Below are 23,131 nucleotides of genomic sequence, written 5' to 3'. Positions count from 1 at the left end.
TATATCTCACCACACGGTCACCGGCCGGTGAACAGCGGCGGTCGCTTCTCCATGAAGGCGCGTCGTCCCTCGCGGTAGTCCTCACTCTCGAGGCAGCGCGCAGCCAACTCCTCGATCGCAGCCACCTCGCCCAGCCCGCGGGCGATGTGATCGATGGCCAGCTTGGCGTGACGGATCGACAACGGGGCGTTCGCCGCGAGTGTGGAAGCGATGTCGTGGACGGTGGCCTGGAGGTCACCCGGCGCGACGACCTGATCGACCAACCCCATGCGGTAGGACTCCTCGGCATCGAATGCCTTGGCAGAGAACAGGATCCACTTGGCCCGAGCGGGGCCGACCAAGCTGACCAACGCTTCGATCGAGTCGTGGGGGTACGTCACGCCGAGCCGAGCTGCCGGAATGCTGAACTGCGACCCCTCGGTCGCCACCCGCACGTCGGCCCGCAGCGCAATGGCCACTCCGGCGCCGAAACAGAACCCCTCGATCGCCGCCACCAGTGGCGTGCCGCACGTGTCGAGGGCCTGCCACGCCCGATCGAGCACGTCGGTGTAGTCACCCGCCGAGGCGGCGTCGTGGCGATGGGTCTCGAACTGGCTGATGTCGGCCCCCGAGACGAAGGCCCGCCCCCCGGCACCGGACATCACGATGACCTTGATCAGCGGGTCGCGATCGAGATCGCCCAGGATCTCGGGGATCGCCCGCCACATGTCCAGCGACACCGCGTTGCGCCGCTCGGGGTTGTTGAAGATCATCCAGCCGACGGCACCCTGGGTCCGGGCGATCATGCGCGGCGTGCTGGTCGGCAGCGTGGTGATCGGCACATCGGTCGCGTCGTCCATGCAGGGCTCCTTGCGGGCACGTCATCAGTGCCGGACGGCGAGACCACCCGACGGCACTGATTCTCGACCACCGCGGTGCGCTCGACAGCCCTGCCGGGCATGGCGCGCGCCTCACCGACGTACCGACGCATCGATCCAACACCCGAGCCCGCCGCTCGGGTGAACGGCCCGCGGCCTCGGCAACCGCCCCCTGCCGACCGGACGGCGCAGCTAGGCTGAAGCGTCAGCGTTGCCACACGACCTGCGCCCTCACGTACCGACAGCGCCTCGGGGGAGTCGCGTCCACGCCTCACGCCTGGGCAGCCACTCACCGGGGCGTCCCGCCAGAAGAGGACCTGTGACCCGGACACCACACGCCCTGGACGACGCTGCCGGACTTGCGCTGACCGGGCAACCCGGGCGTCCCCGACGGCAGCGCCGCGGACCGCGCACCGGGGTGATCGCCGCGGTGGCGGGAACCGGACTGCTGCTGGCCGGCGGCGGCTGGGCGGCCACGACCCTGGGCGATTCCGGCGAACCGCGCAAAACGACCTCCACCCCCGCCGTATCGGTGAGCGCCGCGCCGTCCCCGATGGCGGCCACGCCGACGCCGAGCCCGACGCCCTCGGGACCGATGGTCGGTGGCTGGTACGCCGGGGCTTCGGGCCTGGGCGTCGCCGACGGCACCTTCGCGGCCTGGCTTCGCCAACCGGTGAGCATTGCCGGCACCTGGGCCGACCAGGATGCCCGCGCGCAGACCCAGCTGACCCCGTTGAGCACCGAGTACAAGTCCTGGAAGGGCGCCCTCGACATCGCCGTGGCCGGCACCGTGCTGGGCAGCCGCGAGAACTACCGGGCCGCCGCGCGGGGCGCCTACGACGCCCGGTGGCGCTCGGCGGCCAAGACCCTCGCCGCCCGGCGCGGCAAGGCCACCGCCCCGACCTTCGCGCGGCCGTTCCACGAGATGAACGGGTTCTGGTACCGCAACTGGCAGGTCACCAAGGCCAACGTGACCGACTACAAGGCCGCGCACGCCCGCTACGTGAAGATCCTGCGGACGGCGATGCCGACCGTTCTCATCTCGTGGTCACCGAACTTCCGCGACCATTCCGGTATGCCGATCGAGCAGTGGTACCCGGGCGACGCGGTGGTCGACTGCATCGCGCCGGACTACTACAACGACGTGGCCACCCACTGGACCGTGGCCGCCTGGAACACCGCCGCCGACGACGTCGACGCGCTCGGCAACCCCCTCGGCCCCGAGGCCTGGCGTCAGTTCGCCTTGAAACACGGCAAGCCGCTGTGTTTCCCCGAGACCGGGCTCAAACCGAGTGGTGGCGGAACCGACCATCCGCAGTGGATCACGGCCTTCAACACGTGGCTGAACCTGCACGCCAACCAGAGCAGCTGGCATCTGGGCGAGCCGATCCCCGCCGAGGCCGCCGGCACGGTGCTCTACTCGATCTACTTCAACGTGCCGCACGAGGGGCAGAACGGCTTCACGATTCACGGCCGCGGGGCGAACCCCAAGTCCGAGAAGGTGTTCCGCTCGTTGCCCTGGGGACGCAAGCCCTGATCGACCGAGGATGCGTGTGATGAGGCCCGCCGCAACGTCCCGTGCCGCTCGATGGGGCTCGGTGGCGTTCGTCACGGTGCTCGCGTCGGGCCTGTCCGGCTGCAGCACCGGCAACTCGGTGACCTTCGCCGATCCTCTCCCCGTCGACAGCCCGGCCACCCCGAGAACGCCGGCCGGTCCGTCGAGCACGCGCGCGACAGCCCGAACGTCCATCACACCCTCCACGGCCACGGTGGCAGGCGGTTCGGGGCGCATCGTGGCCGGGTCCCCACAGGATCGGCTGCAGGCGTCCGTCGACACCAGCGCGGCTCGGGGCACCGACGCGATCGCCGTGGCCCGCGTCGTCCGCAGCTACTTCGCGCTGACCACGCGCTGGAATCACGAGGGCCGCGAAGGCAACGCCGCCGAACTCGATGCCATCGCCTCCGGGGCAGCGGCGCGTGAGGCCCTTCAGGTGTCCCCGGGCCAGCGGACGGTCGGCACGGCCGCCGTGAGACTGACGGCGATCGAGGTCGCCGGAGCCGATGCCCTGGTGCGGGCGTGCGGCAGCTACGACGTGCAGGTGATCGACGAGTCCGGGTCTGTCGTGCAGAACCTGAACACCACCACCGGCTTTCGGATCGAGGCCGCGGTGATCGACACGACCTGGAAGGTCACCACGTGGGTCGAGGTGACCGACGAGGCCTGTCGGTGAATCGCGGGCTTGATGATCACCCCCGGTGATGGGGGAACGATCTCAGGCCCCGGGCTCGCAGATCACCACCGGGATCTCGCGGTCGGTCTTGAGCTGGTACTTGGCGAACCCCGGGTTGACCGCCACGGCACGATCCCAGAGCGCTTGGCGCTCATCCGGGCCGGCCACCCGGGCCAGCATCGCTCGCACGGTGTCGCCGTACTGGATCTGCACGTGCGGGTCGGCCACCAGGTTGTGATACCAGTCCGGATGCGTGTCGGCCCCACCGTTGGAGGCGATCACCACGAACCGATCCCCGTCCGGGACGACGGCCAACGGCGTGGTGCGCCGGGCGCCGCTCTTGCGACCGGTCGTGGTCAGCAGCACGCCCTCGACCTTGCCCATCGAGCGCCCGACCCGGCCACCGGTCCAGCGGTAGATCCGCGCGTGTGCACCGGTGACGAAGCGTTGGCCCTGCCTGGCGATACCCATGGCGCGCACCGTAGCCCCAGGACGCAGACTGGTGCCATGTCCAACCGGGACGGCGCCGAGCACCCCTGGGTGCTGCACGTCGACCTCGACCAGTTCATCGCGGCGGTCGAGGTGTTGCGGCGTCCCGAGTTGGCCGGGCTTCCGGTGATCGTGGGTGGGCGGGGCGACCCCACCGAGCGGGCCGTGGTCTCGACCGCTTCCTACGAGGCGCGGGCGTTCGGCGTCGGATCCGGTATGCCGTTGCGGCTGGCGGCGCGCAAGGCACCCGAGGCGGTCATCCTGCCGGTCGACGGACCCGCCTACGACGCCGCCTCGGCCGAGGTGATGGCGACGTTGCGGGCGATGGACGGCGCCGTGGTGCAGGTGCTCGGCTGGGACGAGGCCTTCGTCGGGGTGACCACCGACGATCCCGAAACCTACGCCCGGCAACTGCAGACGGCGGTGCTCGATGCCACCCGGCTGCACTGCTCGGTCGGGATTGGTGACAGTACGGTGCGCGCCAAGATCGCGACCGGGTTCGGCAAGCCCCGCGGGGTGTTCCGGCTGACCGCGGCGAACTGGTTCGAGGTGATGGGCGAACGGCCCACTCGCGACCTGTGGGGTGTCGGGGCGAAGGTGTCGGGGCGGTTGAGCCGGCTCGGCATCGGCACCGTGCGTGAACTGGCCGACGCGGACGTCTCCCTCCTGGTCACCGAGTTCGGCCCCCGGATGGGCACCTGGTACCGCGACCTGGGCCACGGCCGGGGTTCGACCGTGGTGGACGACTCACCGTGGATCGCCCGCGGTCACAGTCGCGAGACCACGTATCAGCACGACTTGACCGAGCCGGCCGAGATCGAGGACGCCGTCCGCCACCTGGTGAACGACGTGCTGGCGGACATCGACCGTGAGGGGCGTCCCGCCATCCGGCTCACGATGAAGATTCGCTACAAGCCGTTCTTCACCAAGACGTTCAGCCGCACCCTGCCCGAGGCCACCAACGACCCCGAGACGATTCTGGCCGAGACGTTGGCGCTGGTCGCCAAGCGTGACCGGGACCGCCCGATTCGGCTTTTGGGGGTGCGGCTCGAGATGACCCCGCCCGACGACCAGGTGCCCGAGGGCGTCGAACGGACCCCGATCCGCGGCCGGATGTAGGGATGCGCGGTCAGCCGACGCGCTCGCGCAACCATTCGATGTCGGCCGACTGGCCCTCGACGCCACCGGGGGTCTCGCAGACCACCTGGGCACCGGCTTCACGGACGATGGCGACCAGCGCCTCGCCGTCCACGTGGCCCGATCCGAAGTTGGTGTGCCGGTCGGCGCCGGAATCGAAGGCGTCGCGGGAGTCGTTGGCGTGTACCAGGTCGATGCGTCCGGTGATGGCGCGGATCTTCTCGACCACCCCCACCAGGTCGATGCCACCGGCGTGCGCGTGGCAGGTGTCGAGGCAGAAGCCCACCATGTCGGCGCCCTCGGCCCGGCCGATCGCCTCCCAGAGCCGGTCGATCGCCTCGAGCCGTCGGGCCATGGCGTTGTCGCCGCCGGCGGTGTTCTCGATCAGCAGCGGGATCGGCAGGTCCAATCCCTGAATGCACTTGCGCCAGTTGTCGAATCCGACACCGGCGTCCTCGTCGACACCGAGGTGGCCACCGTGAACCACCACCCCCTTGGCACCGATCTCGGCGGCAGCCAACACATGTTGTTGCAACAGCTTTCGGCCCGGGATCCGGATCCGATTGTTGGTCGCGGCGACGTTGATCGGGTAGGGCGAGTGCACGTACAGGTCGACGCCTGCCGCCTCGGCATCCACCCGCAGCGCCTCGGCGCCGCCCGGGTAGGCCACCTTCGGACCCTTGTAGCTCTGCGGGTCGCCCAGGAAGATCTGCACGACGCTGGTCTGGCGGGCCGCCGCCTCGGCGAGCGGATCGGCATTGTCGACGTGTGCCCCGATGGCGAGTTCACCCATGCCCCCACCGTAGGCGCTGGCGGCAGATCGCTCCCACTAGCGTGTGCTCATGACCGATCTGCCCATTCTGGACGCCGTCGATCAACGCGTACTCGGCTGCCTGCTGGAGAAGCAGGTCACGGTACCTGCCACCTACCCGCTGACCCTCAATGCGTTGCGGACCGCCTGCAACCAGTCCTCCAGCCGCGACCCGGTGATGGACCTGGACGAGGCGACCGTGGTCACGGCGGCCCGGGCGCTGCGTGATCGTGGCCTGGTGCGCATCGTCTGGGCCGACACCGGACGCCGCGTGCTCAAGCACCATCAGACGCTCACCGAGGCGATCGACCTCACCGACGACGAGCGTGCGCTGCTCACGGTGTTGCTGCTGCGCGGCGCTCAGGCGCCGGGTGAGTTGAAGGCCCGCACCGAGCGGCTGCACGCCTTCGCCGATCGGGACGCCGTCGAGGCCTGCCTGCAGCGGATGGCCTCGCGCGCCGAACCGCTGGTGCGACGGCTGGACCGTCGTCCGGGGCAACAGGACCATCGGTGGGTGCACCTGCTCGGTCCGGTCGCCGACGCGGTCGGTGTCGAGCACGCAGGGCCTGCCGCCACACCGGCCGTCGATCGCGAACAGCCCCTGGCGGACGGCGCCGCCGCCCGGGACGACCGGGTGCGCGCCACCTATGCCGCCGTCGCCGCGGACTACGCCGTGACGCTCGCCGACGAACTCGACCAGCTACCGTTCGAGCGGTGGTTGCTCGACCGGGCGATCGACGCGGCGGGGTCACGGCCGATCGTGGACGCCGGGTGCGGACCAGGCCACGTGACGGCGTACCTGTCCGACTCCGGTGTCGAGGCCCGCGGCATCGACCTGAGCCCCGAGATGATCGCGCAGGCCCTGGATCGCTATCCCGGCGTCCGGTATGACGTCGGCGATCTGCGCCACCTGATGCGCCCCGAGACCGCCGACGCCTGGGGAGCGGTGCTCGGCTGGTACTCGCTGATCCACCTCGCGGGGTCGGAGCTGCCCGGCGCGATCGCGGCGCTGGCCCGCCCACTGGCACCCGGCGGCATGCTGCTGCTGGGCTTGCACGCCGGGCGCGAGGTACGCCACATGGACTCGTGGTTCGAGCAGGCTGTCGAGCTGGACTTCGTCCAGCACGATCCCGAGGACGTGGTCGCCGCGGTCACCGCGGCAGGCATCGAGGACGTCGAGTGGTATCGGCGCGGACCGATCGCGGCGCGCGGTGAGACCACCGAACGGCTCTACGTGCTGGGCCGGCGGGCCCCACGCTGATCAGACACCATGGACCACGACCGAACGGCTCCTGATCCTCCCCGGCGGTTCTCTCAGCCGAAGACGACACCGGTCAACGTCTGGTTCACGTGAGCCATCCACGTCTCGCCGTACGTGTGGAACCCGGCGACCGGCAATCCGCCGAAGGCGTCGACGAACTCCTGACCGACGCCGAGGGAGTCCATCTCGAGGCGGCGCAGGATGCAGTTGAACATCACCCCACCACTGGTGAACCCCCGCAGGCCGCGGACGGCGGTGCGCAGCGCCTCACGCGTGCCGGCGACCAGGTCATCGGTGCGCATCAGCGAGACGTCCATGCCCAGGGGCATCTGCGCCAGGAACCGGATCCCACCCGCCTCGGCCAGGCCCTGCGGGCTGCGCACCCACGGTTCGCCGGAGATCATCTGCCCCACCGGGAATCGCATGAACACCGAGCTGTCCAGGGCGGCCACGTCGACTCCGATGGCCTCGGCGTAGGCCTGGGCCGCCGGCCGGCCGTCGAACCGGGTCACCACTCGTTTGCTCTCGTCGATCTCGGTGATCCGCAGCGTGACACCGGTGGGCTGGACGGCGCACGTCTTGATCACCCGAAACGGCACCTCGACCCGGCAGATCATCAGGGCCACGCCCTGGTAGCTGTACTGCTCGCCCGCCGCGACCCAGGTGCGCTCGAACGCCAGGTCGTCGCCGGCCGATCCCCCGACGATGTCGAGCAGCGGCGCCGCGTTGCCCAGGGCCTCGTTCACCGCCTCCTCGGCCTGATGCATCCCGTCGATGAGCACGAAGCCGACATGGTCGGCCGGGTCCAGCTCGCGCAACGGCAGGCGCAGCCCGGACTCGACCCGGTCGATCGCCCCGGTGATGCCGGCACTCACCCCCTGCGCCAGATCGCCGAGTGCCGCGGTGGCTCGCCCCACGATGCCGTGCGGTATCGCCACGGCGGTGATGGCACCCGTCGTGGTCTGGACATCGGTGAACTCACCCGCGGTCGAGCACCCGATCACGGCGGCCTCGGGGAAAGCGGCTGCCATCGGGCCGACCACCTCGTCGGGGTGGAACCGAGACGAGGCGAAGTACAGCACGGCGGCGGCGCTCGCCTGGTCGAGCCCGGCACGCAGGCCGGCGATGAGCTCGGGGACGGCGTGCGCGGCGGGACCCGAGGCGTGCGCCCGGGCCAGGCTGGTCACCGGCGTCCCGGCACTGGTGCTGGTCACTGGAGGTCCGTCCTCACGTCGTAGCCCATGCTGCCCAAGACCGACAGCACCTGGCGGACCGCGTCCGGGTCGGCGGCCTGATCCTGGCGAGGGCTTCGGATGTCGACGCCGGTGCGTAGCGCGATCCGGGTGGCCACGCTGTCGAGTGCCCAGTCCTGACCCGCCAGGACACCGGTGCGCAATCGGTCGTGGAGTTCGGGGATGGTCTGCGGTGCCGCGACGTCCGAGGAGGCAGCGGGCGGCGGCGCGGCGGCGCGCTGCGTGAGCCGGATCCACCAGCGCACCAGGCGCGATCGAGGACGGCGACCCGGTTCATGCGGCCCGGGTCTCGCCGCGTGCGTCGGCCCGGGACGCGGCCGGGACGGGTTGCGGACCGGGGCTGATCCGTTGTCCCGGAAGAGGTTCGCATCCACGAGGGCCGACGCGCCGGACGGAGCAGCCGGCTCGTCGGCGCGTTCCCGGCCGAGGGGAAAGCCCATGCTGGCCAAGGTGCCCAGGACCGCGGTGACCACGGCCGGGTCCCGCTCCTGATCGGGGCGGGGTTGACGAATGTCGACGCCGGTGCGCAGCGCCACCCGGGTGAGCACAGCGGCCAGCCCCCGAGGGTTCCCCGGGAAGGCCTCACGCTGCGCGAGCTGCACTATCTCGCCGAGCGAGGTGGGGTCTGCCGCGGTGGCCGCGCGCAGGCTCGGCAGCTCGGCGCCTCGGCGGCGGGCGTCGTCCGCGCCGTGGGCCAGGCGGTCACCGGCCCACTCGAGGTAGGTCACCCACGGCGAGCCGCCGGCCACGTCCTCCACCTGAACGCCGATGTCACGGGCCGCGTGCCGCAGGGCGTACGTCGCCTCCGGATACCCCTCGGCCGGGATTCCCTGCTCGACCAATCGAGCGCCGGTGGCCTGGAGCCGTCGGCTGACGGCATTCAGGGGAAGGTCGCTCACCGCTGACTCGAGCAACTCACGGACGAGCTCGGCGGCGGTCAGGCGACCGTGGTCCCCGGGGTTCTGCAGAATCCCCGGAACCAGCCCGATCAGCCGTTGATAACAGGCCTCCATCAGGCGGCCACGATGCTCGGCCAGCAGCACCCGGGCAGGCGGGCGGACGGCGTCCCGGGGGTCGGTCTGCAGGGTGGGCGCGGACCCCTGCCCCGGCTCGACACCCGGGACGCCGACCGTGGCGCCGGACGACCGGATCTCAGGCGGCATGGGTCTCCCGTACTCGTGGAATGTCCCATGTATCGCCGATGCACGGGCCCGCGGTCAAGGGCTCGACGGTGCCAACTGCGAGCGCGCCCGGCCGAGGGGGTCCGGGTGAATCCGCTGTCGCCGGTGCGCGGCCCGACCGTGACCTCCGAGACATCCGACCGGTGACGTCCCTGACCCGGGTCCACGCCGACCCGGTAGGGACGTAGCCCACATCGACAGGCCTGGTTTCGCCCGAGCGATGCGACAGGATTTCCTCACCACATCACGCTGGAGAGGACACCCCCATGCCGTCAACTGTCGCCGTGGTCGGAGCCGGTCTCATGGGATCGGGCATCGCTCAGGTCGCCGCGGTGGCCGGGCACGACGTCGTCCTCCGGGATGTGAGCCAGGACGCGGTGAGCCGGGGGCTCGAGGCGATCTCGACGTCCCTGGCACGGTTCGCCGCCAAGAACAAGATCACCGCAGCGGACGCCGACGCCGCCCTCGCGCGGATCACCGGCACGACGGACCTGGCCGCCGTGGGTCTGGCCGACATCGTGGTCGAGGCGGTCTTCGAGAGCGTCGAGGTCAAGACCGCTGTCTTCGCCGAGTTGGACGGCGTGGCCAAGGACGGCGCCGTGCTCGCCACGAACACCTCGGCCATCCCGATCACCCGGATCGCCGCGGCCACCACACGGCCGGAGTTCGTCGTCGGGACCCACTTCTTCTCGCCGGTACCGATGATGAAGCTGTGCGAGGTGGTGCGGGGCTACCGCACCTCCGACGCCACCATGGACGTCACGGCGGAGTTCATCCGTGGGCTGGGAAAGACCGCGGTGATCGTGACCCGGGACGTCGCCGGGTTCGTCGCCAACCGGATGTTCCTGGCCCTGGTGGTCGAGGCGGTCACCCTGCTCGAGAACGGGGTGGCCAGCGCCGAGGACATCGACGTCGCCTGCCGGGACGGCTTCGGGCATGCGATGGGGCCGCTGCAGACCTCCGACCTGGCCGGTCTCGACGTCACGCTGTCGGCGATCCGCAACATCTACGACGACACCCAGGACCCGAAGTTCGCCCCGCCGCCGATGATGGCGCGCATGGTCGCCGCCGGGGACCTGGGGCGCAAGACCCGCCGAGGGTTTTACTCGTACTGACGCCGGCCCGGGCCGGTTGCCACCGGCCGTGCACGATGGCAGTCGGCCGGTGGCAACTCGTGCACCCGAGTGGCAGGCTCGATCGCCGCTCGGGCTGGTCCCCTCCACCTGCCCCGGCGCCGATTGACCCGGCGTGGCCTCCATGCTCGCCTGATCCCTGCGGCACGGTCCTGCCCAGCCACCCTCGCGACCCCTGAACGGGTGTCCTGCGATCATCACACCTGACCCCAGAACGGGGGACATGACCGGTCGCCGCGAGAAGCGTCGAGTGAGCTCTCGCGATCAGGTCTCGCGATCAGGTCTCGCGGTTCAGCAGCCCATCCTGGCGAGCCGCTTCGTACAGGTCGGTCTTGGTGCGCGCCTCGCGACCGACACCCGCCCACTTGCGCCGGGCGCGTTCGACGTACTGGCGGGCCGTGTCGTAGCCGACCCCCATCTGTCGTGCCACCGAGGCCATCGTGAGCCCGCCGGCGTAGAGGGTGACGGCCTCCAGCTCCCGCTCGCTCAGCGCCGGCCGCACCGGGTCCCGCGCGACGATCTCCGCCAGCTCACGCGACGTCCAGGTGTTGCCGGTGGCGGCAGCCTCGATGGCCGCGAGCAGCTCCCGCGAGGAGTCCTCCTTCGCCACGAAGCCCGCGGCACCGGCTCGCAGAATCGCCTGCAGCACCACGGCGTCACGGGTTCCCGAGACGATCAGGACCCGCATCCCGCGCTCGACCAGCGTCTCGACGTCGCCGACCCCGACCAGGCCACCGGTCAGGCGCAGATCGAGCAAGACGACCTGCGGATGCCTGGTCTGGGGCGTGGCCGTGAGCCATTCCCCGAACTGGTCCAGATCGGCACAGGCGACCACGACGCGGTGAGCACCGCGCTCCTGCACCGTGAAGATCAGGCCGTCGCGGAAGAGGGCGTGGTCGTCGACGATGCCGACCCGGACTCCCCCACCGGGCGCGACCGGTCGGCTGGGTCCCGTGCGGGCGTCGTCCATGCCTGTCCCCTCCATCGAAACTCGATCAGGTACTGCTCGACGAGGTCCGAGCACCGGACGTCCCATCCGGCTTCCCGCGCCGCCTCCAGCGTGCCGGGTGAGGCGATGCCGGCCAAGCCGGGTGGCGAGCTGCACGGCGCCGTGATGGTCAGCCGCGAGCCGACACCAGACCCGAGATGGACGACGGTGACCGTGTCACCTCGCCGGCAGGCGTCGAGGACGGCGTGCAGCACGGCCGCCATCGTCGTGGCTGCCTCGGCGGTCGGCACGTCGTCCTCCCCGAGCCGAAGCACCAGGGCGACACCTGCCGCGTGGGCGAGACCGAGCGCCACGGTCAGAATGGCGCCCAGCTCGTCGTGACGGTGCTGCAACCGAGTCAGTTGGCGCACATGGCGTTCCATCAGGGCGCACTGTTCGCGGGTGACGGGGTCTCGGGGGTCGAGGTCCCCCGAGGCGATCCGGCGCAACAGCCCGGATGCCTCGTGCAGAACGGTGGCGAGGTCGGCCCGGCGCACCCTCAGCGTCGCCTCACGCTCCACCTCGCCCAGGCGCGCCGCCCGGGCACGCGCGTTCGCGACCGAGGCCCGACGAGCCACCCGGGACAGGTACATCCGGAAGTAGATCATGGCGATCACGGCGACGGCATCGAGCACACCGGCGAGGACCGCGGCGGTCCCGCATCCCGCCGACCAGACCGACTGCGCCACCACCCCCACGGCCCCCGAGTAGACCAGCAGACCGGCCGCCGTCGGCCACCATCCCCGGGACAGGAAGACCAACAGGACGAACGGGACCAGTGCGCCATCGGTGCCCCACCACGAGGTGCTGACGCGGTTGCACCCGGTCGCGCCCAGGCCGGGCAGCCCGATGAGTGCGGGGATCACCGCGATCACCAGACCGACACCGGCAGCGGTCAGCCACCCCTGATCGTCGAGCCGGCCGGGGGCCGTGACGAGGACGACGGCCAGCACCCCCAACGCCAGCCACGACGACCAGGACGACCATCCCGTCGTCGTGATCAGGGTGAGGCAGGCGCACATCCCCGCCACGCTGTAGCCGATCCGAGCCGCGAACGGGCGGCGGACCGAACGCAGCAGTTCCTCGCTGTCGAAGATCGCCTGGCGGTCGGACGCCGCCCCGGCCGGGTCGGCGTCCGATGGCTCGTACCCGAAGACCACGCGGGTGCCTCGCCCCGGGGCCGAGTCGATCCGGACGTCGACCCCCACGGCCGCACAGCGTTGCAGAACCGACACGTGCAGACCGCGGCCGGGGATCACCCGACCATCGAAGCCGGCACCGTCGTCCGCGACCACGATCTCGAACACCTCGTCCGTGGCCCGGACCTCGACCCGGGCGAGGTTTCGCCCACTGTGGCGGGCGACGTTGACGAGGGCCTCACGGACGGCACCGACCAGGGCCGCGCGGACCGGGTCCGGCACCCGACCGAGCAGGACGCCGAACTCCTCGGGGCTCACGCCGATGAGCTCGACCCCGGCACCGGGCGCGGCCTCACCCTGCCGCGCGCCGTCCAGGATCCGGCCGACCGGGTCGGTCAGGTCGGCGACGTCACCACCGGCCAGGATGCTGTCGACCGTGTCGGCGGAGTGGACGCACGCCGCCCGGATCGCCTGCTGATCCAGCACGTCCCCCCGGACGACGAGCGCGGACAGCGTGTTGATCACCGTGTCGTGCAGCCGAGCGGCCAGCTCGAGGGCGATCGCCCGCCGACTGGCCGCGCGCTCCTGAGCCGCGCGCTCGGCGTCCGCCCTGGTCATCTCGCGATCCGCCGCTGCGGCGACGTCGCGCATGGCCCGGGTCAGCAAGATGGCGGCCACCCCGTCGGTGAGGGTGAAACAGATCGACTCCAGCGCGGTGGTGAGCCCCGGACGCCATCCGGCGACGGGCACCACGCGCGACAGGATGAGCGTGGCCGACCCGCCGGCCACGGCCAGGATGATCAGTCGGGAAACCCGCTCTCGCAGCAGGAATCCGGCGCTCACCGCGACCACTCCCGGCAACCAGAAGACGACGAACCCGTGGTCGCTGGCGCGACGCAGATCGGTCAGCAGCAGATCGGCGACCAGGGCGATACTGCTGCCGCCGACCAACCAGGCCGCCGGTACGGACGGACGCAGGCCGACGATCACGCTGGTGATCAGGCCCACCCCGATCGCGGCCGCGGCGAGCAGCGGCGCGTGGAAGGTGTTGGCGGGCGCGGTCAGCACGCCGTAGCCCTCGACCGCGAGCCAGGCCCCGACGAGCACCGAGGCCATGCGGCGCGAGGTCAGCGCCACCGTGACGCTCGGCCACGACACCGGCGTGGCGTCCGCCGGCACCGGGTCGGAGGCCGCAGCGTGCATCGACACCGTCATCCTCGGGTCCCTCGTCTTCGCCGCCGGCGCGCCCACCGTACCGGTGGGCAGCGGCCTGCTCAGGTCACGCCTACAACAGACCCCTGATGTCCTCGGCGGTCAGGCTGCCCGAGGCGAGCGCCCCGTCGTCCACCACGCTCGCGAACAGCTCACGCTTGCGGTCTTGCAGGGCCACCACCTTGTCCTCGATGGTGTCGGCGCTGACCAGCCGATAGACGTTGACGGGTTTGTCCTGCCCGATCCGATGGGTCCGGTCGATGGCCTGGGCCTCGACAGCGGGGTTCCACCACGGGTCGAGCAGGAAGACGTAGTCGGCCTCGGTCAGGGTCAACCCCACTCCGCCGGCCTTGAGCGAGATCAGGAAGACCTGGTTTCTGCCGGTCCGGAACTCCTCGACCACCTGCTGCCGATCGCGGGTGCTGCCATCGAGGTAACTGAAGGGCACTCCCTCCACCACCAGCCGTTCGCGCACCAGGGCCAGGAAGGAGGTGAACTGGCTGAAGACCAGCACCTTGTGCCCCTCGGCGATCACCGGGGACACCAGCTCGATCAAGGTGTCGATCTTGGCGCAGGACTGACCACGGTGCTCGGGCTCGACCAGACCGGGGTGCAGGCTCAGCTGGCGCAGCACCGTCAACGCGCGGAAGATCGCGATCCGGTTGCGGGCGGCGTCCTCGAGCAGGCCGAGCACCCGCTGCCGCTGCCGTGCCAGCCCGCGGTCGTAGACCCGGCGGTGCTTGGGTGGCAGCTCGACGTGCACCACCTGCTCCTGCTTGGGCGGCAGATCACGAGCGACCTCGTTCTTGGTGCGGCGCAACATCACCGGCCGGATCCGGCGCCGCAGCGTGGCCAGCCGCTCGGGCGCCGAACCACTCTCGATCGGACGACGGAAGTGCTCGGCGAAGGCCTTCGGGTGTGGGAACAACCCGGGGGCGACGATGGACAGCAGCGCCCACAGCTCCATCAGGTTGTTCTCCATCGGAGTGCCGGTGATGGCGAACTTGATGCCTGCCGACAGTCGTCGAGCGCACTGGTAGGTGGCCGACTGGTGGTTCTTCACCGCCTGCGCCTCGTCGAGGATCAGTCCTGACCAGGCCCGCTCGGCGAAGGCCGTCTCGTCGAGCCGGAACACGGCGTACGAGGTCACCACGAGGTCGACGTTCTCGGGGACCTGACCCACCCCCGCACCGCGCCGGTTCGTGCTGGACGCGACCGCCACCTTCAGGCCTGGCGCGAACCGCTCGGCCTCACCGGCCCACACCGAGAGCACCGAGGCGGGGGCGACCACCAACCACGGAGCGTCGTCCGCGGCGTCCTCGCGGGCCTGGACGATCATGGCGAGAGCCTGCATGGTCTTGCCCAGCCCCATGTCGTCCGCGAGCACCCCGCCCAGGCCGTGGCGTCGCAGGAACGTGAGCCACGAGAAGCCGTCCTGTTGGTAGGGGCGCAGCGTGGCGCGCAGCCCGGACGGCGTGGCCACGGGTTCGAGCGAGTCGGCCGAGAGCCCCTTGACCAGGCTCGACCACCGCTCGCTCTGCTCGTCGACGATGCCCAGTGCCTCGAGTTCGGACCACAGATCAGCCTGGTAGGGCGAGAGCCGCAACGGACCACGGGGGTCGTCCTGCATGGCGCGGGCCTCGTCGACCAGGCGCCTCAGGTCGGCCAGCTCGGGACGATCGACGCGGAACCAGGTGCCCGAGGGCAGGATCACCCGAGGCTGCCCGAGCGTGAGGGCGGTGATCAGGGGCGCCATGGGCACGTCCTCGTCGCCGACGCTGACGGCGACCGACAGGTCGAACCAGTCGGGGCCGGCGTTCGGGTCGGACTCGGTCAGCGCCAGCCGCACCGTCGGCGGGTGGACGGCCTCGGTGTAGGTGACCTCGTCGCCGCTGATCTCGAGGTCGACGTCGGGGTGTTGGCGCAGCCGCGGGACCACCCGGTTCAGGAAGTCGACGACGTCGAATCCGACCAGGGCGGACGCCGGTTCGGGGACGGCGCCGCGGGTGGGGGTCGGCGGGCGAACCAACCGGGGTGGCAGGTCCGCCACGAGATCGGCCAGCAGGGTTGTCTCGGCGTCGCGGTCTCGGATGGCGGCGTGATCGGCTGAGTCGAGACCGACCCGGACGGCATCCGGCCCCACCTGGTAGCGGAACGACCAGGTCAGCGCGAGCCGGACCTCGGGCAGATGGGTCAGCTGAAGGTGCACCCGCGGTGGGGCGACCTCGCTGACCTGGACGCTGCCGTCCGGCGAGGTCACCGGGAACCGGCGGGCCAGCACCGGTGCGACCGTGGTGAGGAATCGCTCGGCGTCGTGGACCGGGATGTCGAGCGGACCGTGCTGCAGCAACCGCGCCGACTCGGCGTCCAGGGGCGGGTCGAAACCGGCCAGCCACAGGTCGTTGCCGGCGCTGGACCACAGGCCCACCGGCGGGGAGCCCACGGTGATCCACGACCGCGGCTCGCCGGTCTCCGAGTCGTCGAACTCGTCGGGAAGGGCCACCGAGGGCAGCAACCGGATAGCGCCGTCCGCGGCTCGGACCAGGTCGATCGCCAGGTGGGCCGGCTCGCCGGCCAGGCGCACCTCGCCGCTGTGCCGCTGGTCGGTGAGCAGGGTGACGCCAGAGCGCTGGCACTGACGTAGCGCGTCGAGCCACCCGTGCCCCAGGTGCTCGAGGTCGACGACGTCCGGCGGGGAGTAGTAGCGGTGCGTCTCGGTGGCCATCGCCTGCAGCCGCAACAGGGCTTGCTGCTGCCGCGGAACCGGCGCGGCAGTGCCATAGCCGAGGTAGCTCAGCTTGCTCCAGGACACCCCGGTCTTGATCCAGCCGGTCTTGCCCGGGATGAGCGGGCGCAGGGTGATCCGTGGGGAGCTGTTGCGCGGTTCGGCGCCGTAGTAGGTCGGACGCGGCGCGGTCACCTCGAGCAGCAGGCCCAACGGTGTGTAGGTCGCAGCCTCGACCGGGGCGGTGACCAAGCCGGTCAGCAGTAGCTCCCAGTCGGGTGTCGCGGGGACGGCGCGCAGCGGCCTCACCGCCGCGGCAGCGCTCGGCCCCACCGACCCTGCTCGCCCCACACCGCCGGCCATGCCGAACGTCTCACGCGCCGTGATGGTCACGGCGACAACGTGTTTGCAGTCGCCCCCGATCGGGCAGGAACAGTCGCCGCCGAGGAACTCACCGCCCTCGGACAACTCGACCTGGGTCGAGTAGGAGCGCCCCGACCCCCGGACCGTGGCCATCACCCCCCGCGAGCCGTTCGGACGCAAGCTGCCCACTCGTCGCTGCCGGACGTAGTCGCGGCCGCGGCGCAGACAAGCGTCGCCGACCAGATCGCGCAGGTCCTCGTCGGTGACACGACGCAACAGCTGCGCCAATTCCGGTAGCTGCGAGCTCACGAGGACAGTCCAACACGAACCACCGACAGTCCGTGGCCAGGCACACACCGAGGGGGCCTTCTCCTCGGCGTCGAGTCCCGTCGGGCACACCTCCCGCGCCTCACCCGGCTCATCGGTCTCATCGGCCCCACCTGGTCATCCCTGCCCACCGAGGCCCCAGTCGACCTCGAGGCGTGCCAGGTCGTGTTGGTCGGCTTCGCGGGCCCGGCGCTCGCGCCCGTGCAGCTCCTCGGTCTTGGTGAGCACCAACGTGAACGGACTCCCGACGCGGCGCGTCTGGTGACGCACCGGCAGCTCGGCACGGTCGAGGCGAGCGTGCACGTGCGATCGCCGGTCCTGCCGCAGCGGCCACTCGAACAGCTGCCGTGATCGCGCTGCCAGAAAGGTGCCCAGCTGCACGCACAGTTCGCAGGTGCACCCCGGTGGTAGGACGATCGACCAGTCGTCGTCGGCGCGCACCGGGCAGGCCAGCCGAGCGCGCAACCGGTCGGCGACCGGGCGCGCCAACGCGGCGAATCCCGCGTCCCGACGGACGTCGTCCGGCAGCATGGCACCGACGCTCAGAGCCGGCATCAGACAGGCGATGACCCGTTCGTCGGCCCGCAGGCGTGTGCGGCACGCCGACACGATCCGATCGCGCACGGCGGGGGCCGAGGCCAGGGCTGTGGCCTCCAGCACAGCGGCCAGGGGCATCCCCCACGTCGCCAACTGCGTCGAGACCGCGCTCGGCGGATCAGCGGCCAGAGCGGAGCCGATCCGGCCCTCCAGGCCGGCCCACGCCCGGGTGAGCACCAGCTCGGCCAGGCCGGGCGCCGGCAGGAGCGGACCGGCCAGCGCAGGCAGTGTGGACAGCCATTCGCGTCGTCCCGCGGCAAGGTCCGGCCGGGCCACCTGACCGAACCACTCGCCCACCACGTCGTCCGCCCAACGCTGCCCGTGCCGATCCGCCAGTCGGATCAGCGCCGGCACCTGGGTCGGGCTCAGGGTCTCGACCCGGAACGGGCGCAGCAGCGCTGCGGCTGCGGCCTCGTCGTCCACGAGCACGGCGAGCTGTAGTGCCTTGCCCAGCAACCGGTCCTGATGCGGAGCACCGCTGGCGACCTGATGCCAGAGCGGCATCATGCTGGCCAGCTCGGCACGGACCTGTTCGCGCTGCTCGTCCTGCTTCGCGGCGCGCCAGCGGGTCGTCAGGTTCTGCACGGCCCAGGACGGCGAGGCCTGCGCCCGATTGGCGAACGCCAGTTCGCGAGGCCAGACCAACAAGGCAGCACGGCGGTACCAGAGGTCGAGCGTGTTGCCGTAGTTGCCCATGTAGCCCTCGAAGGCCTGCTCGTAGGGCCGCAGGTTCGCCGATGGTGTGCTGGTGCAGACCTCGTCATCGTCGAGGGACAGGCGAACCTGTTCGATGGTCGTGCCGCCCGGGTCGGTCCAGTGGGTGAGCCCGAACTCGCTCTCCACGAGGGAGTTCACCTCATAGCTGCCGAGGTCGCCGTCATCGAAGGCCCCGTCCCCATCGGAATCGACGTCGGAATCGTCATCGACGTCATCGACGTCATCGACGTCACGGTCGTACCAATCCCCGTAGGCGTCGTGCTCGTAGGCATCCCAGGTCTCGTGCACCTCGCTCAACGCCAGGACGACATCACAATCCGCTCGGTCGGCGGCGGCACGCAGCAGGCCGGCGCGCTCGGCGTCGACCCCCTTGAGCCGTTCCCAGCTCAGGCCACGGGCGGTGTACTGGTGGTCGAGCAGGTAGGCCAGGCGCAACGGCGGGTCGAGCGGCGTGCTGTCGTACCGACCGACGCGAGCCGTGGCGAAGTGGCGACGCAGCAGCCGCGCGAGTTGCTCGACGGCGATGTCGTTCTCCCATGCCCCCGGGCAGGGCGTGGTGCTGCCCTCGACCAGCAGGTTGAAGGTGAGGGTGATCCGGTACCCGGTGCGGACCGGTTTCACCTCGTGCAGCCGGTCGGCGTAGAAGGCGACACACGTTGCCTCCGTGCGAGATCCGGCGTAACTCTCCTCGCCGTGGACGTCGTGGACGACGAGCTCGCCACCGGTGTGGGCGCTGGGCAGCATCACCACCAACGTGGCGAGCATGTCGTCGTCCGTGACCGAATCCTGGTGCGCGACGAAGAACTGGCCGCGCTCGTAGACCAGCATCGAGTGGAACTGCGCGCCGAGTCGGCAGGTCCGTGGCAGTCCCAGGGCACCGCGGGCCTCGTCGAGCAGTTCGGGCAGCCGGCCACCCCAGTCGATGGTGACCCTGTCGGAGGGGACGTGCCAGGTGTTGCGCACCTGCGGATCGGTCAAGGTCTGCTCACCGCGCCCGTACCGGGCGGGCGCAGCGAACTCACACAGCTTCTTGGCCCGTGCCGCGGTGACCGGCAGCACGAGCGGGCCGATCCCGTCGACGTGTACCTGCAGGTCGTCGATCGGGACGGTGAGCCGAGCGCTCGACTGCAGTGGGCCGGCCGAGGCCCCGAGCAGGTCAGCGAGTTCCTCGCGCGGCGCGAGGGATCGGGCGGAACGGGTCATGACATGCCCTTTCGTGCTGGGACTACTACGCGGCGCGGGTCAACGGAACCGGACGGCTGCCGTCACGCGTCACCACGTGCACCCCGAGCAGTCGCCAACTGCCGCGCGCGGACTCGACGGCGGCAGCCCACTGTTCGTCGTCCGGGGTCACCGAGAGGCCGCCGCGCCGGGCGATCGCGACCACGTAGGACCCGTTCTCGCCCAGGTGATGTGTCATGCCGACCACGCTGGCCATCAACTCCTCGCGGCCGGCCAGGTCGGTCGGCGCCTCGAGCAGATCGATGGCGATGGGTTGCACCAGCCGGGCGTGCTCGTCGCAGAGCAACACGTACAGGGCGCCGTCTCGGCGGGACTGCTCGGACACCACCAGGTCGAGGACGTCGGCCAGCAGACGCTGGTCGGTCAGGGGTAGTTCGGGCCAGTTGTCGGGGAGATCGTCGAAACTCATGCGGAGCATCATGGACCGGGAATCACGGCCCGAATCAGTTATCCACAGCCCTTTCTCGGCCCGGATCAGGGATTGACGAGACGGTGCAGGGCGAGCCGAGCGATCGGTGCGTAGCCGGCCACCAGGGGCGCGGCGAACACCGACGCCGAGATCGTCAGCGCGGTCTGCGACCCGCCGGCACGCGCCTGCACGGTGTGTGCCAGGTCGAGCGTCACAGGCAGGGTGATGCGTGATCCGAGCGCGGGTCGTACCTGCCACCGCCAGGTTCGGGCGGCCTCGTCGAGCTCGGTCACCACGAAGCCGGCCGCGATCCCGACCGGACCGTGCACCACCCCGGCGAGCCCGATGCTCAACCGCGCACCCGCCGGCTCGACCCGCCGGATGTGCGGCGACCAGGTCGGCCACAGGTCCAGCTGCGCATACCGCTCCCACGCCAGGTCGGGATCGGCGGCGCCGTGGGCGCGCAGGGTGAGGGTCGAGCGCATGCCGCCATCCTCCGTCACCGGTGGGGGTCCGGGTCGCCTCACCCGTCGGTGGCGATCGCCGTCAGGATGTCGAGCCGGACGGCACGCAGCGCCGGCAGAACCGCCGCGAGGACGCCGACCGCACCGGCTGCGACGATCATCGCGATCAGGATGGGCCAGGAGACGGCGAGGGAATCAACCCCCTGCGGGACCAGTCCGTGCTGCAGCGCGACGCCGAGCCCCAGGCCGAGCACGGTGCCCAGGACGGCGCCGAACACCGCGGTGGCGATCGCCTCGATGGTGATCATCTCGGAGAGCTGCCGGCGGCGTAGTCCCACGGCCCTGAGCAGGCCGATCTCGCGGGTGCGTTCGAACACCGACAACGCCAACGTGTTCACGATTCCGAGAACGGCCACGATGACGCTGAACAGCAGCAGCACGTAGAGCAGGTTGAGCCGGGTGTCGACCGAGGCGCCGGTGGCGTCGCTGAACTCCTGCCGGTCCTGGACGGAGACCACCAGGTAGGGCTTGGCCACGGTGACGAGCTCGTCGTGCAGGGTGGCGGCATCGGTGCCGGGAACGGCCTTGACGTACACCTCGTCGTCCGACTGCTGATTGGCGGGAACGGCCTCCAGATAGAGCGCACGACTCACGATCAGGTGGGCGCTGAAGGCCTGGCTGGCCTTGAAGATCCCGGCGATGGTGAGGGGCTCACGGGTCAGGGCACCCACCGCGACGTCGAGCCGGGTGCCGACCGTCCACCCCCGGGCCGTGGCGGTGAGATCGTCCACCAGGGCGGTGTCCCGGCCGAGGGCGTCGACCCGGCCCGAGCGGAACGTCAGGGCGAAGTTCTGCGCCAACGCGACGGGATCGATCGCGACGGCAGCGGTGGCGAACGATCCGATCGTGGCGTCGACGTGCCCGATCCGGGCGACCGACCCGACCCCGGGCAGGGTCGCGATGGCCACCCCGACCGGTGCCGGCACCGAGCCCGCCCCGGCGGTGAGCACGAAGTCGGACGTGATGTCGCGGGTCACCGTCTCGGCCACGCTGGTCTTCACGCTGGCGGCGAGCACCGAGATGGCGGCGATCAGCGCCAGGCCGATCATGAGCGCACTGGCCGTGCTCGCCGTCCGGCGTGGCACCCGCAGGGCACTCTCGCGGGCCAGGGTGCCCACCACACCGCCGAAACGTTCGAACGGCCAGGTGATCACCCGCACCACGGGTCGGGTGGCGGCGGGTGCCGCGACCAGCATGCCCAGCACGGTCAGGGCCGCACCGATTCCGGCGAGGGTCCAGAGTGGGTCGGAGCGCCAGACGCCGATCCCGAGCACGATCGCCCCGACCACGAGCATCGCGGCACCGGCGGCACCACGCAGCCGCAGACCGGTCGAGGTGATGGTGGAGTCGGCCCGCATCGCCGCCATCGGTGCGGTGCGCGAGGCGCGGCGGGCCGGTATGGCGGCAGCGATGAGGGTGACCGCGGTGCCGACCAGCAGGCTCCACGCCACGGTGTCGAGGTGCACCGGCAGGCCGGACCCGACGTCCGCTCCGGTGAACGCCCGGATCGCCCACTGGGCTGCTGCGGCGATCAGCATGCCGAAACCGAGACCCAGGCCGGAACCGACCAGCCCAACGAGCGCGGCCTCGCCGAGCACCATCCGCAGCACCTGCCCGCGAGAGGCGCCGAGGGCGCGGAGCAGCGCCAGCTCGCGGGTGCGCTGGGCCACGAGCATCGAGAACGTGTTGATGATGATGAACGAGCCGACGAACAGGGCGACGCCGGCGAACACCAGCAGGAACGTGGTGAAGAAGCCGAGCCCGGTCTTCACGGTGGCCGCGCTCTCGCGCTCCATGGTGGCGCCGGTGACCGCCTCGGCGGTGTCGGGCAGGACGGCGGCCACGGCGGTGCGCAGCGCCTCCTGACTGGTGCCCGAGGCGGCGGTGATCGAGAACGAGGGAATGGTCCCGTCGGGGGCGAACGCCGTCCGGGCGGTGGCCTCGTCGACCAGGACGGCGGTGGCGCCGAACAGCGAGCCGAAGGTCACCTCACCGGTGATCAGGACGGCGCGGGTCTGGCCGCCGATCACGGCCTGGGTGCGGTCACCTACCGCCAGCTCGGCCTTCTCGAGCGTCAGTTGCTCCACGGCGACCTCGCCCGGCCCGGTCGGGCCGCGACCCTGCACCAGCGTGAAGGCGGAGCTGTCGGCTCGGAAGGCGAACCCGAGGCCGGGAGCGCCCCCGCCACCACCGACCGCCGTCCCGTCCCGGCCGGCGATCAGGGCGCTGCCCTGGTACTCGGGTACGACGCGAGCCACCCCGGGCACCCCAGCCAACGTCTGCTCCAGCGCCAGCGGCAGTTCGGTGGTGGTGCCACCGCTGCTGATCGCGGCGCCGGTCTGCGAATCCGCCGAGCGAACCGTGACGTCAACGCCCTTCAGCGAGTTGGACAACAGGCCCGTCAGGGTGGCGTCGATGCTGTCGCTGAGGACGAACGTGCCGGCGACGAACGAGACGCCGAGCATCACCGAGAAGGCGGTCAGCAGAAAGCGCGCCAGGTGTCCGCGGGCGCTGGCCAGGGTGAGGCGCAGCATC

General features: G+C 71.1%; 17 protein-coding genes. 5 read left to right on the top strand and 12 right to left on the bottom strand.

Annotated features, from left to right (window positions below):
- Window positions 1-17 precede the first annotated feature (17 nt).
- Complete coding sequence (locus IPK24_06315; protein ID MBK8075176.1) at window positions 18-839, bottom strand: enoyl-CoA hydratase/isomerase family protein; 822 nt, start codon at window positions 837-839, stop codon at window positions 18-20.
- A gap of 337 nt (window positions 840-1,176) precedes the next feature.
- On the opposite strand from IPK24_06315, the gene IPK24_06310 reads away from it, so the two are divergent.
- Both IPK24_06310 and IPK24_06305 read left to right on the top strand, forming a co-directional pair.
- A complete protein-coding gene (locus IPK24_06310; GenBank protein MBK8075175.1) occupies window positions 1,177-2,394 on the top strand; it encodes a hypothetical protein in 1,218 nt (405 codons plus the stop codon).
- Window positions 2,395-2,413: 19 nt separating this feature from the next.
- The gene (locus tag IPK24_06305) at window positions 2,414-3,088 is read left to right on the top strand and encodes a hypothetical protein (protein ID MBK8075174.1); all 675 of its coding nucleotides are present in this window, start codon (window positions 2,414-2,416) and stop codon (window positions 3,086-3,088) included.
- A 42-nt stretch (window positions 3,089-3,130) separates the two neighbouring features.
- Here the strand turns inward: IPK24_06305 and IPK24_06300 are convergent, their stop codons facing one another.
- Window positions 3,131-3,559 carry a nitroreductase family deazaflavin-dependent oxidoreductase gene (locus IPK24_06300; GenBank protein ID MBK8075173.1) on the bottom strand — a complete coding sequence of 143 codons (429 nt, stop codon included), beginning with the start codon at window positions 3,557-3,559 and terminating at the stop codon, window positions 3,131-3,133.
- 36 nt (window positions 3,560-3,595) lie between these two features.
- Here IPK24_06300 and IPK24_06295 point away from each other — a divergent pair, with 36 nt between their 5' ends.
- Window positions 3,596-4,696, top strand: a complete 1,101-nt coding sequence (locus tag IPK24_06295; GenBank protein ID MBK8075172.1) for a DNA polymerase IV — start codon at window positions 3,596-3,598, stop codon at window positions 4,694-4,696.
- Window positions 4,697-4,706: 10 nt separating this feature from the next.
- On the opposite strand, the gene IPK24_06290 is transcribed toward IPK24_06295, so the two are convergent.
- The gene (locus tag IPK24_06290; GenBank protein MBK8075171.1) at window positions 4,707-5,507 is read right to left on the bottom strand and encodes a deoxyribonuclease IV; all 801 of its coding nucleotides are present in this window, start codon (window positions 5,505-5,507) and stop codon (window positions 4,707-4,709) included.
- A gap of 49 nt (window positions 5,508-5,556) precedes the next feature.
- On the opposite strand from IPK24_06290, the gene IPK24_06285 reads away from it, so the two are divergent.
- Window positions 5,557-6,786, top strand: coding sequence for a DUF480 domain-containing protein (locus IPK24_06285; GenBank protein MBK8075170.1), 1,230 nt, complete (start codon window positions 5,557-5,559; stop codon window positions 6,784-6,786).
- A 53-nt stretch (window positions 6,787-6,839) separates the two neighbouring features.
- Here IPK24_06285 and IPK24_06280 read toward each other — a convergent pair whose 3' ends face one another.
- Together IPK24_06280 and IPK24_06275 are read right to left on the bottom strand one after the other, a co-directional pair.
- Window positions 6,840-8,000, bottom strand: coding sequence for an FIST C-terminal domain-containing protein (locus IPK24_06280; GenBank protein MBK8075169.1), 1,161 nt, complete (start codon window positions 7,998-8,000; stop codon window positions 6,840-6,842).
- Window positions 7,997-9,202, bottom strand: coding sequence for a hypothetical protein (locus tag IPK24_06275; protein MBK8075168.1), 1,206 nt, complete (start codon window positions 9,200-9,202; stop codon window positions 7,997-7,999). Before IPK24_06275 ends, IPK24_06280 begins: the two co-directional genes overlap by 4 nt.
- 284 nt (window positions 9,203-9,486) lie before the next feature.
- On the opposite strand from IPK24_06275, the gene IPK24_06270 reads away from it, so the two are divergent.
- Window positions 9,487-10,335, top strand: coding sequence for a 3-hydroxyacyl-CoA dehydrogenase family protein (locus tag IPK24_06270; protein MBK8075167.1), 849 nt, complete (start codon window positions 9,487-9,489; stop codon window positions 10,333-10,335).
- A gap of 295 nt (window positions 10,336-10,630) precedes the next feature.
- Here the strand turns inward: IPK24_06270 and IPK24_06265 are convergent, their stop codons facing one another.
- The 7 genes from IPK24_06265 to IPK24_06235 all read right to left on the bottom strand — a co-directional run bounded on the left by IPK24_06265 (window position 10,631) and on the right by IPK24_06235 (window position 23,130).
- Entirely contained in the window at window positions 10,631-11,323 is a 693-nt protein-coding gene (locus tag IPK24_06265) for a response regulator transcription factor (GenBank protein ID MBK8075166.1), read from the bottom strand.
- Entirely contained in the window at window positions 11,224-13,695 is a 2,472-nt protein-coding gene (locus IPK24_06260; GenBank protein ID MBK8075165.1) for an ATP-binding protein, read from the bottom strand. The genes IPK24_06265 and IPK24_06260 overlap by 100 nt, the downstream gene beginning before the upstream one ends.
- A gap of 70 nt (window positions 13,696-13,765) precedes the next feature.
- Entirely contained in the window at window positions 13,766-17,068 is a 3,303-nt protein-coding gene (locus IPK24_06255) for a DEAD/DEAH box helicase (protein ID MBK8075164.1), read from the bottom strand.
- Between the two features lie 156 nt (window positions 17,069-17,224).
- Window positions 17,225-19,624: a 2OG-Fe(II) oxygenase gene (locus IPK24_06250; GenBank protein ID MBK8075163.1), complete on the bottom strand. Its 2,400-nt coding sequence runs from the start codon at window positions 19,622-19,624 to the stop codon at window positions 17,225-17,227.
- Between the two features lie 25 nt (window positions 19,625-19,649).
- Window positions 19,650-20,072: a hypothetical protein gene (locus tag IPK24_06245; GenBank protein MBK8075162.1), complete on the bottom strand. Its 423-nt coding sequence runs from the start codon at window positions 20,070-20,072 to the stop codon at window positions 19,650-19,652.
- A 65-nt stretch (window positions 20,073-20,137) separates the two neighbouring features.
- A complete protein-coding gene (locus IPK24_06240; GenBank protein ID MBK8075161.1) occupies window positions 20,138-20,557 on the bottom strand; it encodes an SRPBCC family protein in 420 nt (139 codons plus the stop codon).
- Window positions 20,558-20,595: 38 nt separating this feature from the next.
- The gene (locus IPK24_06235; GenBank protein MBK8075160.1) at window positions 20,596-23,130 is read right to left on the bottom strand and encodes an ABC transporter permease; all 2,535 of its coding nucleotides are present in this window, start codon (window positions 23,128-23,130) and stop codon (window positions 20,596-20,598) included.
- Window position 23,131: the final 1 nt, after the last annotated feature.

The organism is Kineosporiaceae bacterium, from assembly GCA_016713225.1.
GTDB lineage: Bacteria > Actinomycetota > Actinomycetes > Actinomycetales > Kineosporiaceae > JADJPO01.
The sequence above is the reverse complement of the archived record's forward strand: the minus strand, read 5'-3'. Positions and strand labels throughout refer to the sequence as shown.

Excerpts from the sequence above, each read along its gene's own strand:
- IPK24_06315 (MBK8075176.1), bottom strand. The coding sequence starts at position 839 with ATGGACGACGCGACCGATGTGCCGATCACCACGCTGCCGACCAGCACG.
- IPK24_06305 (MBK8075174.1), top strand. The coding sequence starts at position 2,414 with ATGAGGCCCGCCGCAACGTCCCGTGCCGCTCGATGGGGCTCGGTGGCG.
- IPK24_06300 (MBK8075173.1), bottom strand. The coding sequence starts at position 3,559 with ATGGGTATCGCCAGGCAGGGCCAACGCTTCGTCACCGGTGCACACGCG.
- IPK24_06295 (MBK8075172.1), top strand. The coding sequence starts at position 3,596 with ATGTCCAACCGGGACGGCGCCGAGCACCCCTGGGTGCTGCACGTCGAC.
- IPK24_06290 (MBK8075171.1), bottom strand. The coding sequence starts at position 5,507 with ATGGGTGAACTCGCCATCGGGGCACACGTCGACAATGCCGATCCGCTC.
- IPK24_06285 (MBK8075170.1), top strand. The coding sequence starts at position 5,557 with ATGACCGATCTGCCCATTCTGGACGCCGTCGATCAACGCGTACTCGGC.
- IPK24_06275 (MBK8075168.1), bottom strand. The coding sequence starts at position 9,202 with ATGCCGCCTGAGATCCGGTCGTCCGGCGCCACGGTCGGCGTCCCGGGT.
- IPK24_06270 (MBK8075167.1), top strand. The coding sequence starts at position 9,487 with ATGCCGTCAACTGTCGCCGTGGTCGGAGCCGGTCTCATGGGATCGGGC.
- IPK24_06265 (MBK8075166.1), bottom strand. The coding sequence starts at position 11,323 with ATGGACGACGCCCGCACGGGACCCAGCCGACCGGTCGCGCCCGGTGGG.
- IPK24_06260 (MBK8075165.1), bottom strand. The coding sequence starts at position 13,695 with ATGACGGTGTCGATGCACGCTGCGGCCTCCGACCCGGTGCCGGCGGAC.
- IPK24_06250 (MBK8075163.1), bottom strand. The coding sequence starts at position 19,624 with ATGACCCGTTCCGCCCGATCCCTCGCGCCGCGCGAGGAACTCGCTGAC.
- IPK24_06245 (MBK8075162.1), bottom strand. The coding sequence starts at position 20,072 with ATGAGTTTCGACGATCTCCCCGACAACTGGCCCGAACTACCCCTGACC.
- IPK24_06240 (MBK8075161.1), bottom strand. The coding sequence starts at position 20,557 with ATGCGCTCGACCCTCACCCTGCGCGCCCACGGCGCCGCCGATCCCGAC.
- IPK24_06235 (MBK8075160.1), bottom strand. The coding sequence starts at position 23,130 with ATGCTGCGCCTCACCCTGGCCAGCGCCCGCGGACACCTGGCGCGCTTT.